At 58.8% G+C, this 16,204-nt stretch carries 15 protein-coding genes; 8 read left to right on the forward strand and 7 right to left on the reverse strand.

All coding sequences use genetic code 11. The annotated features are described in order from the left end of the window. The first annotated feature begins 1 nt into the window (after position 1). Positions 2-955 carry a ParB/RepB/Spo0J family partition protein gene (locus tag ACNO7C_RS01790; RefSeq protein WP_460025308.1) on the forward strand — a complete coding sequence of 318 codons (954 nt, stop codon included), beginning with the start codon at positions 2-4 and terminating at the stop codon, positions 953-955. Between the two features lie 100 nt (positions 956-1,055). On the opposite strand, the gene ACNO7C_RS01795 is transcribed toward ACNO7C_RS01790, so the two are convergent. Genes ACNO7C_RS01795 through ACNO7C_RS01805 form a run of 3 tightly spaced genes read right to left on the reverse strand, consistent with a single transcriptional unit; the run spans position 1,056 to position 4,393 of the window. Beyond that, positions 1,056-1,427: a hypothetical protein gene (locus ACNO7C_RS01795; protein ID WP_460025309.1), complete on the reverse strand. Its 372-nt coding sequence runs from the start codon at positions 1,425-1,427 to the stop codon at positions 1,056-1,058. Further along, the gene (locus ACNO7C_RS01800; protein ID WP_460025310.1) at positions 1,420-2,916 is read right to left on the reverse strand and encodes a hypothetical protein; all 1,497 of its coding nucleotides are present in this window, start codon (positions 2,914-2,916) and stop codon (positions 1,420-1,422) included. The genes ACNO7C_RS01795 and ACNO7C_RS01800 overlap by 8 nt, the downstream gene beginning before the upstream one ends. A gap of 1 nt (position 2,917) precedes the next feature. Then, entirely contained in the window at positions 2,918-4,393 is a 1,476-nt protein-coding gene (locus tag ACNO7C_RS01805) for a hypothetical protein (RefSeq protein ID WP_460025311.1), read from the reverse strand. A gap of 48 nt (positions 4,394-4,441) precedes the next feature. On the opposite strand from ACNO7C_RS01805, the gene ACNO7C_RS01810 reads away from it, so the two are divergent. The 3 genes from ACNO7C_RS01810 (at position 4,442) to ACNO7C_RS01820 (ending at position 8,405) form a co-directional block, all read left to right on the forward strand. Beyond that, the gene (locus tag ACNO7C_RS01810; RefSeq protein WP_460025312.1) at positions 4,442-4,630 is read left to right on the forward strand and encodes a nucleotide-binding protein; all 189 of its coding nucleotides are present in this window, start codon (positions 4,442-4,444) and stop codon (positions 4,628-4,630) included. Between the two features lie 1,316 nt (positions 4,631-5,946). Beyond that, positions 5,947-7,080, forward strand: coding sequence for a transposase family protein (locus tag ACNO7C_RS01815; protein WP_460025313.1), 1,134 nt, complete (start codon positions 5,947-5,949; stop codon positions 7,078-7,080). Positions 7,081-7,283: 203 nt separating this feature from the next. Further along, positions 7,284-8,405 carry a TGS domain-containing protein gene (locus ACNO7C_RS01820; RefSeq protein WP_460025314.1) on the forward strand — a complete coding sequence of 374 codons (1,122 nt, stop codon included), beginning with the start codon at positions 7,284-7,286 and terminating at the stop codon, positions 8,403-8,405. On the opposite strand, the gene ACNO7C_RS01825 is transcribed toward ACNO7C_RS01820, so the two are convergent. Next, entirely contained in the window at positions 8,402-9,880 is a 1,479-nt protein-coding gene (locus ACNO7C_RS01825) for a hypothetical protein (RefSeq protein ID WP_460025315.1), read from the reverse strand. The two genes, ACNO7C_RS01820 and ACNO7C_RS01825, sit on opposite strands and share 4 nt — an antisense overlap. Before the next feature lie 304 nt (positions 9,881-10,184). Between ACNO7C_RS01825 and ACNO7C_RS01830 the strand changes: the two genes are divergently transcribed. The 4 genes from ACNO7C_RS01830 (at position 10,185) to ACNO7C_RS01845 (ending at position 14,587) form a co-directional block, all read left to right on the forward strand. After that, positions 10,185-10,520, forward strand: a complete 336-nt coding sequence (locus ACNO7C_RS01830; protein ID WP_460025316.1) for a hypothetical protein — start codon at positions 10,185-10,187, stop codon at positions 10,518-10,520. Positions 10,521-11,652: 1,132 nt separating this feature from the next. After that, positions 11,653-13,245, forward strand: a complete 1,593-nt coding sequence (locus tag ACNO7C_RS01835) for a zinc ribbon domain-containing protein (RefSeq protein WP_460025317.1) — start codon at positions 11,653-11,655, stop codon at positions 13,243-13,245. A 176-nt stretch (positions 13,246-13,421) separates the two neighbouring features. Then, positions 13,422-14,102, forward strand: a complete 681-nt coding sequence (locus ACNO7C_RS01840; RefSeq protein WP_460025318.1) for a hypothetical protein — start codon at positions 13,422-13,424, stop codon at positions 14,100-14,102. Beyond that, on the forward strand, positions 14,099-14,587 hold the full coding sequence (locus tag ACNO7C_RS01845) for a hypothetical protein (protein WP_460025319.1): 489 nt from the start codon (positions 14,099-14,101) through the stop codon (positions 14,585-14,587). The genes ACNO7C_RS01840 and ACNO7C_RS01845 overlap by 4 nt, the downstream gene beginning before the upstream one ends. An 86-nt stretch (positions 14,588-14,673) precedes the next feature. Here ACNO7C_RS01845 and ACNO7C_RS01850 read toward each other — a convergent pair whose 3' ends face one another. The 3 genes from ACNO7C_RS01850 to ACNO7C_RS01860 form a co-directional block, all read right to left on the reverse strand. After that, a complete protein-coding gene (locus ACNO7C_RS01850) occupies positions 14,674-14,925 on the reverse strand; it encodes a hypothetical protein (protein WP_460025320.1) in 252 nt (83 codons plus the stop codon). A gap of 272 nt (positions 14,926-15,197) precedes the next feature. Then, the gene (gene pth2, locus ACNO7C_RS01855) at positions 15,198-15,545 is read right to left on the reverse strand and encodes a peptidyl-tRNA hydrolase Pth2 (protein WP_460025885.1); all 348 of its coding nucleotides are present in this window, start codon (positions 15,543-15,545) and stop codon (positions 15,198-15,200) included. Positions 15,546-15,580: 35 nt separating this feature from the next. Further along, positions 15,581-16,078, reverse strand: a complete 498-nt coding sequence (locus tag ACNO7C_RS01860) for an adenosine-specific kinase (RefSeq protein ID WP_460025321.1) — start codon at positions 16,076-16,078, stop codon at positions 15,581-15,583. Positions 16,079-16,204 lie beyond the last annotated feature (126 nt).

The raw sequence follows: 16,204 nt of genomic DNA on the forward strand, positions 1-16,204 counted from the left end.
TGTGAGCGTCGAGGTCGCCTACGTTCCCCTGGAGAGGCTGGAGTTCAGCGAGGAGTACAACGCCCGGCGAATAGTGCCGGAGGAGGAGGTGGAGAAGCTCAAGGAGAACATCAGGCTCAACGGCCTCCTGCAACCGCTAGTGGTGACGCCTCCTGAGGAGGGCGGGGAGAAGCTCTACGTCGTCTGCGGGAGGCTGAGGCTCGAGGCCCTGCGCAGGCTCAGCCAGGAGGACCCTCAAGCGTTCCAGAAGCTCTTCCCAAGCGGCGTCCCCGTTATAGTCAGGAGGATGACGAGGCGCGAGGCCTTGCTGCTCTCGCTGAGCGAGAACATCAGGAGGGGCAGCATGGGCCGCGACGAGATCGGGGAGGTAGTTACGCTGCTCGAGGAGAGGTTTGGGCTGAGCAGGGATGAGGTTCAGAGGCGCCTGCAGCTCGCCGCCCTTGAGCTAGACCACATCCTCCACGTCTACAGGGCCCTGAGGCAGCCCATGCCCACGAGCGTGAAGCCGGGCAGGCCGCCTAGGGAGGGGAGGCCCGAGTCCTCCAAAACCGCCAAGGCGGTGCTGAGGCTGACTGTGAGGAGGCTGGCGATGAGGGGCCTCGTCAAGAACGAGAAAGATGCCATAAAGAGGCTGGACGAGCTTGCCAAGGGTCTCTCGATCGCGGAGTCTAGGATCCTGGCGCAGAGGATCAGGCAGGAGCCCCGAATCCTCACCAATGAGAACAAGCTGAGGAGGGTCGTCGAGGAGATCAGGGCGCAGGAACTACATGGACCGCATCGTCTCTCTGCGGGCAGACATCATCGAGCGCGTCGAGAGGCTCGCCAAGAGGCAGGGGAAGCGCTTCGACGAAGTGGTGAACGAGCTCCTGGAGAGGGCGCTGAGCCAGATGGGCGAGTGAAGATGCCCAAGAAAGGGGAGCACGAGCCCTCGGGGGTGAGAAGTTCTCATTTTTGAAAAACTATACCCGATAAATGTGAACACTTCACCTATTTGTGAAAAACACGTGAGCCTCGCATTGTAATGTTCATCGAGTGGCCCCGCCGCATACGCCGTCCTAACCTCTGAGGATGAGCAAACGCGTCCCGTTGCTCCACAGCTTCACCCTGACGACGCCCCCGAGCACGGCGTTGCCCGTCACGTTGCCTACGAGCAGCGTCGAGTTGACCTGCCTCAGGTAGGGGCACTTGAAGGCCTCCGCAACCCAAACCGGCTCAGCCAGCTTCACGTAGCCCTCCCCGACGTAGACGGGCTTCTCGAAGCTGTAGGCCCGCGTTATGGTCTGCCCCGGCCTCAGGCTGCAGACGTCCCGCATCAGCGTTGACACCTGCTCCGCGTAGCCCCTCGCTTTAAGCGCGCCTGCGGCGTAGCCAAGCGCCACCGTTAGCGCTATCAGTATGGCCAGCGCGGCCACCGCGTCGTCAACCACCCGCCACCACCCTAACTCCGTACTCGTCCTGGATGAGGCAGGTCCCGTTGAGCAGCGCGGCGCAGGCCTCCGCTCGCCTGGCCACGCTCCTCGGGTCTGAGAGGCTGAAGCCCGCGAGTGTCCAGTTCGCGTAGCTCCCGTTGATAATCAGGGGGTCTCCCAGCGCCAGCTCCACCCACTCCGCGCTCGGTACCACCTCTTTACGGCTGAGCGCGCACAGCACGTCGCTCTGCCAGTAGGCGAGGTCTATGCCGCTGGGCCTGCTCGCGTTCCCGCGAACCACCATGAAGCTCAGCGCCGGGCTCTGCTGCGAGCGGTTCACCGCAATGCAGTTCACGCCAGGCGCCAGCCAGAACGGCAGAGACTCGCCCGGCCACGCAGTCCACGCCCCCAGGCTCCTCGGCGTCGCGGCGTAGACGGCCGTTAGCTGAACGTTCGAGCTGAGGGTGCCGGTGACCGTTGTGCTGTACACTTTGCCCGAAGGCGTCTGCCAGTAGGCGAAGTTGAAGACCATGGTCGTAGTAGTGCCCGACGAAGTCACGGTCAACGTCAGGTTCCGCGGCACCCTCTCAGAGTAGCTCGTCCCCGCATCAGCCCTAGCGCTCTTCGACGCCTCCAGAGAGGTGCCGGAGAACGTCAAAGCACCCGAGACGGGACTCCCATAGACCTGAAGACTACCGCTCACGGTCGCGCCCTGAGGCAAAGTGAAGTTCACGATCATAGCCGTGACGGTCAAAGTGTAGGTCGGCGGCGGTGGAGGTGAAGGAGACGGTGACGGGGAGGGAGATGGTGAAGGTGAAGGCGACGGTGAGCCACCTCCCCCGCTCGTCTCGTTGTAGCAGTGGAGCTCCAGTTGTATCACGAAGCCAATGCTGTACGTGGCTCCACTGCTACCTCCGTAGACCTTAGCGACCACGTGCATCGCGCTGTCCGAGGTGAGCTTCGGCGTGAAGCTCCCGCTCGCGCCGTCCGCCTTCACGAAAGGCTGGCTGTCGTCGGGTCCGAAGGCGTTGAAGAAGGTCCACCCGTCGTCGGAGGGGTAGTCCAGCCTGACGTTGCTCGCCGAGTTGGAGTAGTCCCAAACCGGGGGCGTGTAGCTGGGCGAGGGGTTAACGTAGGAATAGTCGTACTCCGCGTGAAAGGAGACTGAAGTTATCTCGACGTAAGCCCCCTGCGAAGAGCTCTGCCTGACCAGCGTGGACCAAGCGTGCCTGAATACCTTGTGCCACAGGTTCGGGTTCCACACCCCCGTCTCGCTCCAGCTTTTCTGACCGGTCTGGTCAAGCCAATCATATGACTTCGTCTCACCTGGATCAGCTTTAAGGTTCTTCCCCTTAGAAATAGAGAACTTGGCGGCGGGACCGTAGACCTGTCCGCTCGGGTTCACGCAAAGGGGAAGCTCCACGTAGTCCGGATTAGCGTATGCAACTATTGCGATCAAAGCGACGGCGAGGACAAGCGCTAGCAAAACAAGACCCGCGCGGGTCACCTCAAGGACTCACCTCCACGCGAAGCCTAAGCCTGATGCTCTTCACCCAAATGACGAGCCTCCCGGGAACTTCCAGCACGGGATCGCTGACACTATACTTAGTAGTTCCAGCACACCACTTGGTGAAGTCATACTGGAGAACCTTACCACTCCTGTCGAAGACCACCACATACTTGTCCCCAGGAAGCAAGGGCGACATGTCGCAGTAGTTGCAAAAGAAGCCCTTGTAGGGCTCAGTCAGAACATTGAACTCGGCGAAAGGTCTCCCGGGGTAGATGTCCTCGACGAAGAGCTCCACCTTGAGCTTCGACCAGTTGGCGCCTATATCAAGGACTATCTCGTTGCTTCCAGAGCTGTCGATCCTCCAGACGCCGTTACCCAAGTACTCGTACCTCGCCGTCCAGGGCCTGATGCTCTGCCAGGCTGTGGTGGGCATCATCGTGGCGGGAACCTCCGAGCCGTTCATCAGCACTCCTCCCCTGACCGGGCTGGGGACGCCGCTCTTGACCTTGGAGACGACAGCCCTCATCCACGCGTCCCCGTGGAGGCTTATTGTGGCGTTCGGGGGCGCGGAGGAGTTCAGCAGGCCGAGCGGCGTGTACTGCGAGACAGCCCAGCTCACCACGCACCTAAGCGCGTCTTCGAAGGGCACGCAGAACGTCGTCACGTTCACGCGGTCACCGGCGAAGAGCCCTATAGTGGCGGTGCCGTTCACCCACTGCTCCCAGTACCTCGCCTTGAGGAGAACTGACATGTTGCCAGTGTCTACGTGCAGGACGATGCGCTTCGGGCCGAAAACAGCCACAAGCTCGGTGTCACCCCTGATCTCAATCGGAACGAGGGGGTTGGGGGAGCACGTTGCGCAAAGGCTCAGCTTGGAGCCGTTCACGTAGAGCTCCGCCTCCTTCTCCAAATCCGGGACTGCCAGCACCTCCAGCAACGTCCCCGGCCTCACCCTCAGCGTAGCGTTACCAACCGGGGTGCCGTTGACGATCAGCTGCCCCGGGCCCGAGACAACGGTCCTGACGAGCGCGTAGGCCCTCCTGTACCTCAAAACCACCGTCGCGTTGCCGGTGACCTTGACGGTGACGCTCGAGTTCAGGGGCTCGTGCGTCACTGTTGGCTGGGGCTCTATTACGAGCAGAGATCCCTCCCTAACGGTCAGCCTGGCGGGCAGCGCGTGCAGCGTGCCGTTTACTAGGGCTGTAGCGTTCGGGGCGTCGGCCTCGATCAGCACCGAGCAGAGCCTGGCCTGCTGGAGCTGCTGCTGTGCAGCGGGCTGCTGCTGTGGTTGCTGGGCTGGCTGCTGCTGTGGTTGCTGAGGCTGCGCGCCCCAGAGGCTGTGGAGCCAGGACTGGAAGGTGGGCGAGGTGACCACGGCTACGGTGAAGCCGACTAGGACGGCGATGGTGAGCCAGTTCACCGGGTCTCTGTACCACCTCCGCTCCTCGGGCATTGGAGTCTCCACTATCCCCATGCCTCCACCAGTATAAAGCATATTAGCATGGATAAATTATTTACTGCGATGATAAGCCTAGGGTTTTACAGCTTCGGCAGAGGCGGGACAGGCAAGACAACACTGGCCGTGGCGTCAACTGTCCTCGCCTCGCTGGCCGGCTGGAGGGTCTTGCTCGTCGACATCGGCGACGCCAACAACAGCTCCGCGAAGCGGTTGTCGCAGAGCCTGAAGCGCCTTTCAACCTTGTTCTCCTGAGCTAAAATGATAATTGCTCTACAGCCACTCACGGGGAATGCGGAGACCGGTCTGGGCTGCGCTACTGGCCTTGCCTCCCACTGCAGCCCGGCTCTACACCAGCAACCCCCCCTCAAAGGCCACGAACCCGTTCATGCGGGTTGCTAGGGCTGTTTAGGGCCCTACTCGTGGCCGGCGTAGCGTAGCGCACGAGGCGCCCGGGCGGCGCGCGGTGAGGCTTAGCACACTCTGAGACAGCCGTGGCGGGGAGGAACGAGCTGAAGCACGGGAAGCTGGAGGAAGCAGCCCCGAGGCCTTGCGATCCCAGAGCAGAAGCCTGAAAAAACTATAAATACAACTTTTTCTACAATTATTCTAGGCATCGGAGAGCCAAGTAGGCCCGCGAGCCGGTGAGCGGGCCCGGCGCCGCGGCCAACACGGTGCTTCCCCGAGAAAACTGGCGCCCGTAAAAGGAGAGCTGTGGGCGCCTGCACTCTCGGGGAAAAGAAAGTGGGCGGGAGGGGGTAAAGCAACGCGTAGTATGTTAGCGAGCCCCGGGCACCTCTCCACTGCTTTCAGCGTGCTAGTGTTGAGGGGGGAGTGGCGGCCGGGGCCTGGACAGCCCGAGAGCGAGCCCCTTAAAAAGTATTTTTTCTCCTGCCCAGCCCACCCTCTCACGCTCCTCTGGGACGTGGTGGGACTGGGCTGGGTGGGGGGCCGGGCCCCCCGCGAGGGGGGTGGCAGGCTACGCCGGTGAGGCGCCGCGCCCCGAGGGATCCCCACGAGGGCTCCCAGCGCGGCAGCGGAGGCGTGAAAGTGCCGGCACGCGGGGCCGCGCCCACGTGGCCCGGCTCTGGGCCGGTAGTGCCCGCCCGCAAGCCGGCTGCCCGAGGCCCGCTTCCACGCCCGCGCGGCCTGGGGCGGGCTAGGGCGGGGGGCTCTTGCTCTCGGGCTGCCCTACCCCGCCGCCCCCTGGCAGCCGGCCCCCTGCCCCTGGGGGTGGACGGGCCGCTAGCGAAGCGTTGGCGGCGCCACGCCCTGGCTCCGCGTTGGGGGTGCGCGGGGCTGTGGGGTGTGGCGCGGGGGCCGCTCTCAGCAACGAACCCCCCACCTTGGGCCGCCTGCTGGCCCCTGGTGCCTCGGGGTGTCTGGGGAGGGGTTGGGCCGGGTCACAGGCTGTGTGCTGCGGCTTGCGCGGCTGAGGGCGCTTGGAATGTGCGCGGCAGCGCTGAAGCATGTAGCGTTGCACGCTATCATCGAGCCACATCGGGGTTGGCCGTGCTGCTCCTCCCCCGCACCCCGCCTCTCCGGGGGTGGGGGCGGATGGGGGGAGTGGCATGGCTGACCCCCGTAACGGCAAATTAGCGGTCGAGGGATACAGAGTGCTCAAGTTCAGGGCGGAGCTACCAGCGGAGCTCAAGGACTTCATCGAACGAGTTTATCAGCCGAGGGCCTCGATGCGCTACTGGCAGAGGCTGCTTGGCTTGGACAGCGAGGAGCTCGAAGTTGCGTGGAAGGCTGTGCCGTGGGCTTACAGGGACGCCTTTGATGACATTGTGGCGCCGAGGATGCCGAAGAGGAAGAGCTACGTAAGGTTCCCACTACTATCGTGGATGCTGAAGCGCACAGGGGCGAACCTGCAGGGTGACGTGCTGGTCGTCAGGCTCTGCAGGAGGAGCTTCAGCATCCCGCTGCCCGAGCGCGGTATTAAATGGCTTCAGAGTCAGGAGGATGCCTGCCGAGACAGCGGTGGCAAGCTGACGAGGTACGTCGCCGTCAAGGTAGACGGGCAGGTGAGCGTCGTGCTCCACTGCTCCCACAGCTTGAGCGTGGAGGAGTTGCTCGAAAACCTGGAAGCGATCGCGGTCGTAGATATAAACAGCAGCCACGGCTTCTACTTCCTCGCCTACGACCTCAGAAACGGGAGCTTCACAATCCGGCGCTTCAAGGTGCCGGAGGTTAACTGGGGGAGAATCAAGGAGCTCCAGCAGAAGGCCGCGAAGTCCAGGAAGCCGGGCGCGTGGGCCACTGCGAGGTGCGCGCTGAGGAAGGCTTACAGGCGCCGCAGGGCCGCATTGCTGAGCGCGGTCGCAAAGGCAGCGGGGGAGCTTAAGGGTAGAAAAGCTATAGTCTTCGTGGACGTCCCATTCGACGAGTCTCTGCGGAGCAACGGCTTGCAGCGAACACTGAGGAGCTTCGCAAAGAGGCTGGAAAACGTGCTCGGCTTCCACGGCATTCCAGTGATCGAGAGGACGCTGCCCTCGAAGCGCTGCCCCCTCTGCGGAGGCAAGCTGGAGGGGGTCGAAAGGAGAGGGAGGACGAGGGTGATGAGGTGCATGGAGTGTAACATGGAGTTCGAGAGGGACAGCGTTCCAGCGCTTCATGCATTAAGGCTGTTCATCGACAAAGCCGAGGTCGAAGAATTGGCAGGGAAGCTGGCGAGGCACTACCGCCTACAGAGCAGCCAGTGATTACAGGGCGTCTAGAGGCCCCGGCCCGCGGTTGGCCGCCGCTGCCGCTGAGGCGTGGCGGCCGCCGGCTGCTCCTCCCCGGAGGCCCCGCTAGGGGCAGGCCCGAAGAGGGCGATGCGGCGCCCCCGTGGGGCAACCCCGAGACCGACCAAGGATGACGACAACCTTAAGGGGGGCCAGCAGGGGGCAGAAAAGGAGGAGCAATGCCGACAAACCTCCCCGCTGAGGCCAAGAGTAAGTGGAAGAAAGCAGTCGAGGCCAGAACGCCCGAGGAGAAGCTCCAAGCGCTGCAGGAGTTCCTATCAGCAGTGCCGAAACACAAAGGCACCGAGAAGCTTAGGATGCAGGTGACACGGCAAATAGCCGCTTTAAGGCGGGAGATCGAGGCTAAAAAAAGGAGAAAGACTGGAGGCGGGGAGCAGTTCTTCGTAGAGAAGGAGGGGGACATACAGGTCGTTTTACTCGGACTTCCTGCTTCTGGCAAAACTACGCTTTTTCGGTGCTTAACGGGTTTAGAGGTCACAGAGGCCCGGAAACCCCTCCCTGGAATGAGAGTCTGGGAGGGAGTCTACTTCCAGATCGTCGATACGCCGCCATTCCTCGGAGATGTGTCAGCTCAGGCCAAGCTGTTGGCGCTAGCGAGGAACGCTGACGCCCTTATACTCGTGGTCGACTCCCTCGGCGATGCGGAGTACCAGGTCTCAACGCTTCTCAGCGCGTTAGAGGAGGCCCGCATTGTCGTGAGGAGGCCCGAGACCAAGGTGGAGATCGAGAGAAAGGCGACCGGTGGAATCGTCGTCGTAGGCGAGCTAAAGGATGCCACTCTCCAGGATGTTGTTGCGCTTCTGAGGGACTACGGTATCTACCACGCAGTGGTGAAGATCCAAGGCAAAGCTACACTCGATGACATCGAGGAGAGCGTATTCGGAGAGGTTTCCTACAAACCGTGTGTTATTGTTCTTATGAAGTCCTCAAGCCTCGATAAAAAGGTAGAGCATTACCTTCAATCCCTATCCGTACCCGTGCTAAGTTTTACCTCATGTGATGATTTCGAGTTCGGCAAAGTCGCTGAGTACTTTTTCAGGGAGCTCGACTTAATCAGGGTTTATACGCGAAACCCTAAGTCTGGCGAAGTTGAGGAAAGGCCTGTGGTTACAAAAAGGGGAACAAGGGTTATAGAACTCGCTAGACTCATACACTCGCAACTCCACGAGAATTTCAAATACGCATTAGTTTGGAGCAACAGATTCTCATTTAGCCCTAGACGCGTGGGGAGAGAGTTTGTGCTAGAGGACGGCGATATCGTTCAGATTGTCGGTGGTTAGAAGATAACGCGGATGGCTAGGCCAATGCCCATACCTATGGTGAACATTATTTTAAACCCCTGCAACGACACACCCTTGAGAAAAGCTGTTATCTTCAGAGCTAAGGCAACCCCGGAGAAGATCACTAACAAAACCACATCATCAATGCTCAGCAGCAGGTACAATGCTGAGGCCAAAGCTATACCAGCGGGGTGCAATACAGTGAATGATGCCGGGATGAACAACCAGGAGCCTCTGTTGAACAAGGACTTTGAAAAACGCTGCTGTACTAGCGTTACGAGGAGGGCGAGAGCTGGTAACAGTAGACTTGCCTGAGTACTCTGAAGGGGTTGCTGGGGGAGCTGTATTGAGCTAGCTTCAGCCTGGAGAAGCGCGAAAGCGAGAGGCTGCGAGAGTAGAGCTACGGCAGCTACCGGAGTATACGTGCACTCATCGCTTTCATAGCGAGGTTTGACCATGTTTAAGTAAAGGCCCGCGAGAATCCCTGGAATGGCGGCTATAATGAAGGGGGCAACAGGTAGGCTTAACTGCCTAAGTTGCTCTGGGAGAGAATACGAGACGAGTAGAACTACATAGGATACTATAAAAGGACTTAAAATAAAGCTTCTCCCTTCCACCTGCACGACAAAGGCAGAGGCCAAAAGAACGTATAACAGGAAAGAGGCTATGTAGATCGGGAAGCCCGTTCCGAACACTATGAAGAATGCCAGCGTCATTATTAAGAGAAAGGATGAAGTCATAAGTAGAGTTGCGCTCGCCTCGCTCTCCTTTTTTCCCGAGTTCACAGCCAACGAATAGAGAAGTAAAGCCATAAGGGCTCCAACCATCCCCAAAGGAACACCGAGGAAATACTCAAGGGAAATATAGAACATCAAAGAGGCTTGAATAGATATTGAACTAAGCATGATTAAAACACTCAGTGGTGCTGTTACGAACATGTGAGGCTCACTGGGGATGAGCGTAGCAACCAAAACCCCCGCGAGTACGCCTATCGCTGACCAACGTTGAATACCCGGCTTCTCGCTTAACATGAACATCGGGTTTGAAGGCGACTCAAGCTGAACACTCCCTAGCAGGTTTCTCACCAGAATGCTTCCGAGCAACATAGCCGCCAAAAAGACTGCGAAGGTCAAAACATAAGGAACTGTTAAACCTTCACCCCTAGCCATGAAATCGTTTAGGAACGGGGACGCGATCTGACCACTTCTGATGTCTTCCTCGAGCATTTTAGCCGATAGAAGCACGTATGGAGATGCCAGCACTGCAACCAAGGAAGAGGCCAGCAAAGCAACGCCACCGTCTATGCCGCGCCTCTCAGCCACGGCGTGAAGAATGTACATGATCGGGAAGACCAGGAGCAGTGAGGGCGCTTCTAATCTCGGTCCCAGCCACGTGTAAAGCCTCGCAACTAGACCAGTTACCAGCAAAAGCACACCGAGGGCGAAAACGTAGTCAATCTTCCTTAAACAAGGCACTGGACGCACCCTTTTTAAAGTTGTTTCCTAGTGCCAGCTTCTTGCTTACCGAGGCTAGCACAGGGCAACCCGACCCTCCAGACTTACAGTAGCTCAGGTACTTCTCGCCCAAGGCTCTCCACTCAGCCACACCAATAAAAACACAGCGAAGTCCCCGTGCAGTTTGCCGAAAGTACCTACACGTGTTTCCCTCTCCGCTCATTGCGGATCACTTGACTATGCTGGGGTTATTGTAGGTTACCTAATGTTTTGCGATAAACCAAGCTTGCGGCTCGCTTATAACCCCCTCTCGCGCCCAGCGGTGGTGGTCGAGGCCAGCGCCGAGGTGTGGGAGAGCGCCGCCAGGTGGCTCGAGCTGACAGGCCTCACAAAAACCCTGTGGCGCCTGCGGGAGCCCAAACCGCTCAGGAGGGCGCTCGGCACGAGGAACTCGAGGTACATCGCCGGCGCGCTGGAGAGGCTCCGCTCAGCGGGCCTCATCAAAGAGGCAGTAGTGGGCAACGTGCGCTACGTCTACTTGACGGAGCGTGCCTGCGGCCTCCTCGCGTTGCTCGGCTACAGCCCGGAGGATGTGGTGTGCAGCGATGCCGCCATGAGGTTTATTCGGCGCGGAGCCTCAGCTGCCTCCTGTGGAGCATGACCGTCGCTACGTGGCTGCATATCCTCGCCCTGCGCACGTAGCCGTAAGTCTTGAAGAGGCAGCCAGCCTTCGACAAAGCGCAACGATGTTATACTTTCAGGGTAATCATCGGAATGAATATTAACCCCCTCTGTGCAGGGAAGAATGAGGCCCGCTGCCGCACGCGTTAGGCCGGCGAGCTGTGAGCCGGCTTTAGCGGCGCGGGCTACACGGTGCTTCCCCGAGAAAACTGGCGCCCCGGTGCGGCGCCTGCACTCTCGGGGAAAAGAAAGTGGGCGGGAGGGGGTTAAGCGGCTTGCCTGCAAAGGCTGGCCCCGGGCACCTAGGCCGTACTACCTCCAGCGCACTAGCGCTCAGGGGGGAAAGGCGGCTGGGGCCTGCGGTGGCCCGAGAGAAAGCCCCTTAAAACACCCCTTTTTTACCCGCCCAGCCCACCATTCCACGCTCATCCGTGAGTGTGGTGGGACTGGGCTGGGTGGGGGGCCGGGCCCCCCGCGAGGGGGGTGGCGGGCTACGCCGGTGAGGCGCCGCGCCTTTAGGGATCCCCGCGAGGGCTCCCAGCGCGGCCGCTGAGGCGTGAAAGTGCCGGTCTGCGGGGCCACGCCCACGCAGCCTGGCCCTGGGCCGGTAGTGCCCGCCCGCAAGCCGGCTGCCCGAGGCCCGCTTCCACGCCCACGCGGCCTGGGGCGGGCTAGGGCGGGGGGCTCTGCTCTCGGGCTGCCCTACCCCGCCGCCCCCTGGCAGCCGGCCCCCCGCCCTCGGGGGTGGACGGGCCGCAAGCGAGGCGTTGGCGCCGCCGGGCCTGGGCGGGCTCGGCGGGAGGGCCGCGAAGCCGCCCACGCGCCTGGGGCCGCGCGCGGCACGTGGGCCGGGGTAGCGGGTCACAGGCTGTGAGAGTGCACTGCAGGAGGCGTTGACAATCAAGCATGGAGCTCTGCAGGCTGCTTCGAGGCTCGCTACTACTTCGCGCTGAGCTCAGCCACCGCTAGCTCACAGGGTGTGAGACACTGCGCCGTGCAGCACCCCTGGGGGCTGGGCTGTGCTGCGGCTCCCCCGCACCTCACGCCTCTGGGCGTGGGGGCGGATGGGGGCCGCGGCTCACGCCCGGTCCCCCAGTAAAGGGGGTGGTAGTATGGGTGAAGGAAATAGGGGCAAGAGAAGCGGCGAGAAGCTCTTCGAAGCCTACAGGGTCTGGGAAGTCAAGGCTAGCAGGGAGCTGAGGCTTCGGCTCCGGAGGCTCTACTCCGCCATCGCCCTTGCCGCAGAGCGGGCCAGCGAAGAGCTCGAGAGAAAGCACGGCGAGACCTTCAGGAGGGAGCCGGAGAGGTTCAGGGAGGAGTTAATCGAGGAGGCTTCGAAGCTGGCTGGGCTGCCTAAGAGGTTGCTCTGCTACGCGGGGGAGTGGTGCAAGATGCTCGCTGAAGCCAGGGGGAAGTCTAGGAGGCGCACTAGGTTCACCCCGCCTCCGATACCGCTACTCGTCAGGGTGGTCGGCAACGGCGAGGTACTTCATGGCAATACCGCAGCGGCGGTGGTGCTTGACGCCTCCAGGGGCATGCTACGCGTGCCCAGTGCTAACATTGCGATAAGGCTGAGGCCATCGCTGGTCAAAGCGGTGCTAGAGGATGTCGAGAGGTTTAGCGACGTTAAGCTCACGCTACAACTAACAAGCAGGGGCAGGCTGAGGCTAGTGACTCACCGCAAGGTGAAGCAGGTGTGGTGGGACGGTGAGGGCAAGCTCGCGGTGATAGCGGTGGACGTGAACTCGAGCCATGGGCTCTACGTGGTGGCCGTCGCGTTCAACGGCGAAGCCAAGCTGGTGGCGCAGAGAGTCTTCAAGCCTCCGAACACGACGGTGCTGAGGCTACTAGCAGCAATTATGAGCAGCTACTCCGAGCTGGGCAACTGGAGTGAGGCCGTCCATAGATTCGAGGAGAGGAGAGACGTGAGGAGGCTACGGAGAGCGGGAAAGGGCTCCGCGGTGGAGGAGGCGCCGAGGCTCGCTGAGCGCCTAAGGGCGAAGATGAACATGACCCCGGAGAAGGCTGAGCGCATAGCTAGGCAGGTATCGAGGAAAGTGAGGAAAGTCAACGAGGACTGGATCAGGAGCGTGCTCAGGGAGATGAGGGCCCTGGTGAGAAAGCTACGGGATCAGGGCTACCTCGTCGTCATCGTTGCGGACGTGCCCCAGGCCGAGTCCCTGAGGGGGACGAAGCTACAGAGGACGCTGCTAAGAGTCACAAAGCGGCTTGAGAACATAGCATGGTACGAGGGCGCCAAGTGGTTCGAGCCGGAGAACAATGTCAGCGGGAAGCGGTGCCCCCTCTGCGGGAAAGAGGGAGTGGAGGTTCAGAGAAGGTACTACAAGTGCACGCGCTGTGGCCTGGTCTGGGGAAGGGACTGGGCCGCAGCTTTCAACGCCGCCAAGCTCTTTTTAAAGGCCTGCAGAGCCGAGAGGCAATTCGAGGCGTTGAACCAGTGGCTCCAGAGCCACCCACGAGCACTAATACACGGCTCGCGGAGCTTCCCAAAGCAGGCGGAGAGAAATGCCCCGGCCCTAGTTCCCGCCCCGGCGGAGAGCCGTCTGGCGGGTGCCGCGCGCGGCGCGAAGAGGCAAGGAGGCGCCGAGGCTGAGCCCCCGCCGCACATCAATGGGCGCGAATCGGCGGGGCAGGCCGAAGGCGCGGAGCCCATGAAAACCCTTAACGGGGCCCCGGATCAGTGAAGGGGTGAATGTGCCAGGCGCGGGCATACTAATATATCGCCCCTTATTGCGTGTAAATTCGAGTTTGAATGGCTTCGAGTGGAGTGTGTCCAGGTCTTTACAAAGATGCAAGGGGAAAATTCTACTGTAAGTACGCGGGCGGCGCTGAGGTAGATCCAGCTTTTATGCCATGCTTAATGGAGTACTGGGACTGCCCCTACTACGTGCAATGGACTAAGAGAGAGAAAGCTGAGAGAGAGGAGGTAAAGCCTGCTCCCAGCGTTAGCGAGCCGGTTACAGCACCACCGCAACAGCTTTTAGTATCGGCCGAGCCCTTAGCTGGGGCGCCGCGCTACGCGGAGCTCTCAAGTAGGCTGGAAAGCCTGATTAATCGTGCTTCCGAGCTATCTAGAGCCTGGGAAGAGTACGAGAAAGCGGCACGCGAGGTCATTGAGAGCTGGGAAGAGCTACGGGATACTCTCGAAAAAGAGCTTTTGGAGATCGATAGCTCTCTCGAAGCGTACACATCTGAGCTGGAGCGCATTGAGCTCAAGCACAAGCTGGGTGTCTTAGATGACAGCCAGTTCGAGGAGCTTAAGTCTGAGCTCGACAAGAAAATCGCCGAGAAAACTGCTGAGAAGGAAGAGGTTCGCAAAAAGCTCGACGAGCTCGACAGGTTAGTTATACCTCATTACAAGCGCGTGAAGGCCGCGGAGGTTAAACCCGAGATAGCCAAGCTCAGGTTGGCTTTGAGCAAGCTCGAGCAGAAGTATAGAGAGGGTAGCATAAGTGAAGAGGCTTACAAGAGCGTTAAAACGGAGCTCGAGGCTAAGCTGAAAAGGCTCGAGAAAATACGTGAAGAGGTGGAGGAGCAGTGAGTTCGTTCAGCTACGAGAATCTGGAGCAATTTTTCGAGGAAGCCGACAGGGCTTGGAACGAGTACACTGAGGCTGCGAAGAGGTGCCTGCTCGAGTGGGAGAGGCGCAGACCCCTCCTGTCTGAGAAAATAGCCGTGCTGAAAGCCCGAATAGGCTCTAACTTGAAGGAGATTGAGGAGCTGAGGGTGAAAGCAGATCTAGGGATTATCGACGAGGAAAAGGCGCAGAGGAAGATCGACACACTTTCCGAGGAAACAGCCAATATGATACGTGAACTGGAAACAACATGGCTGACCTTTGAGAGAAACGTATATAAGGCTATACTTCACACGCGAAGAATCGGTCTCCCTCCAGACATCTCAAAGGAGGACATCGAAAGTAAGTTGAAGGATCTGGAGAGCAGTTTTAAACGTGGAATAATAGGTTCTAAAGATGTATTCGATGAGCTTAAACGACTTCTAGATGAGCAACTGAGTTTAATATAGTTATCGTAATTAGACCTCATTACTTCTCATGAGACAGCCTCTGAAAGCCATTATCGAGTCAGCATCGAGCAATAGTTCGAGGAAACTTAATCTTTTTCGCTGACATCTACTTTTCTGACTCTTTTGATAGACAACTTTATTTTACCATCGCCAACCTTCTCCACTTTTATACTTTTGGCGGATATTGACCCTCTACGCTCGGCTGCCTTGGCCATCCTCGCCACAAGCTGTGTGAAGTGAGGTCTGCAAAGATAGATAGCCTGTCCTCCAACCTCAAGAATTATTTCTGCTTGATGTGTGCATCCCTCTAACATGCAGTTTTGCGTATCATCCGCCATCCTAATCACTCGATACCAGTATTATGGATAGAAATGCTATTTTTAGCTTTTCCTCGTAGGTTGCCTAGCACAGCGACCTGTTCCAAATAAGGGGTTATCTAAGCTCGTCCCTCAGGGGCGAGCCTCGGACTAGCGAGAAGAATGGATGTGCTGGGCGCGGTCGTCATCTTACGTACACCCACTTTTTCGGTAGATGTTTTAAGTTACATTAGTTACATTTTTTCCTGTAATCGTATTCTGGCCATCTCGTGGTCTCCTCATGTAAGACACGCCTAAAGAAGCTTGAGCCGCCTAGTTATCGGGTCAATAAGGTAGGATGGAGCTGGCCCAATGGCAACGGCTGTAATAGTTCCGGGCTCCAACTGCGTAAGACCCATGTCCGTTATGAGCGCCACCGGTAGGCCTGATTTTTTCGCCTCACTGTACACCTGCAGAAGCTCTTCCAAGCTATCAACTCGAACGACTATTTTCTTCTGACCTGTAGCTAACCAAAGACGCGCCCACTCTGGACGCGACTTCTCGGCCTCCAGAAACGCACTAAGTGAGGCGTGCGCCCCCTGCGCAACAAGCTTACCCTTTCCCATCCCTAAGTCTCGTCTAATAACAATAACCTGTTTCAGTTCTTCCGCCAAGTGCTCTCACACAAGTTTCGTGCTCACGCACGCTTATACCCTATTTTCCTGAGGAACTCAACACGTTTGCGCTTCTCCTCCTCACTCTCGACCCCTATGACGTTGTAACCATCAACGACGCCCAAGATGCCTCTACCTTGACTGGTCTCTGCTATTATGACTTGAACAGGGTTTGCTGTAGCACAGAATATCGAGGCGACTTCCTGCACCATCTTCAGCTGGTTAAGCACGTTTATAGGCCATGCGTCTCTTATCAGCAAGACGAAAATGTGGCCAGCACCTATGCGCCGCGCGTTTTCTATAGCTGCGTCGATGAGCTCCTTGTCATTGCCATCCCACCTCACGAGCCTATCTCCACTGGCCTCGTTAAAGGCAAGTCCGAACTTTGCGTTAGGAACGCTTGTAATAACTGCCTCAGCTATGTCTTCTACACTCTTGATGAAATGAGTCTGACCGATTATAATGTTAGACTTTTCGGGCAGAAGCATCTCCACAACATGTATTTTGACGGAGTTCATCATTACATAGAGACCCACAGCAAGGTTGAAAAAGCTTACTCCTCGTAGCTTCCCCGTAACATACTTAATAATCGGTCAGACTCATTTCATCAAGACTATAAACTTACTAACAGTCCAACGTGCCACAGG

Source organism: Infirmifilum tikiterense (genome assembly GCF_054696565.1).

What these genes read in the sequence shown, in the direction of transcription:
- ACNO7C_RS01835 (WP_460025317.1), top strand. Translation starts at nt 11,653, where the DNA reads ATGGGTGAAGGAAATAGGGGCAAGAGAAGCGGCGAGAAGCTCTTCGAA.
- ACNO7C_RS01815 (WP_460025313.1), top strand. Translation starts at nt 5,947, where the DNA reads ATGGCTGACCCCCGTAACGGCAAATTAGCGGTCGAGGGATACAGAGTG.
- ACNO7C_RS01805 (WP_460025311.1), bottom strand. Translation starts at nt 4,393, where the DNA reads ATGGGGATAGTGGAGACTCCAATGCCCGAGGAGCGGAGGTGGTACAGA.
- ACNO7C_RS01810 (WP_460025312.1), top strand. Translation starts at nt 4,442, where the DNA reads ATGATAAGCCTAGGGTTTTACAGCTTCGGCAGAGGCGGGACAGGCAAG.
- ACNO7C_RS01850 (WP_460025320.1), bottom strand. Translation starts at nt 14,925, where the DNA reads ATGGCGGATGATACGCAAAACTGCATGTTAGAGGGATGCACACATCAA.
- ACNO7C_RS01820 (WP_460025314.1), top strand. Translation starts at nt 7,284, where the DNA reads ATGCCGACAAACCTCCCCGCTGAGGCCAAGAGTAAGTGGAAGAAAGCA.
- ACNO7C_RS01860 (WP_460025321.1), bottom strand. Translation starts at nt 16,078, where the DNA reads ATGATGAACTCCGTCAAAATACATGTTGTGGAGATGCTTCTGCCCGAA.
- ACNO7C_RS01840 (WP_460025318.1), top strand. Translation starts at nt 13,422, where the DNA reads ATGGAGTACTGGGACTGCCCCTACTACGTGCAATGGACTAAGAGAGAG.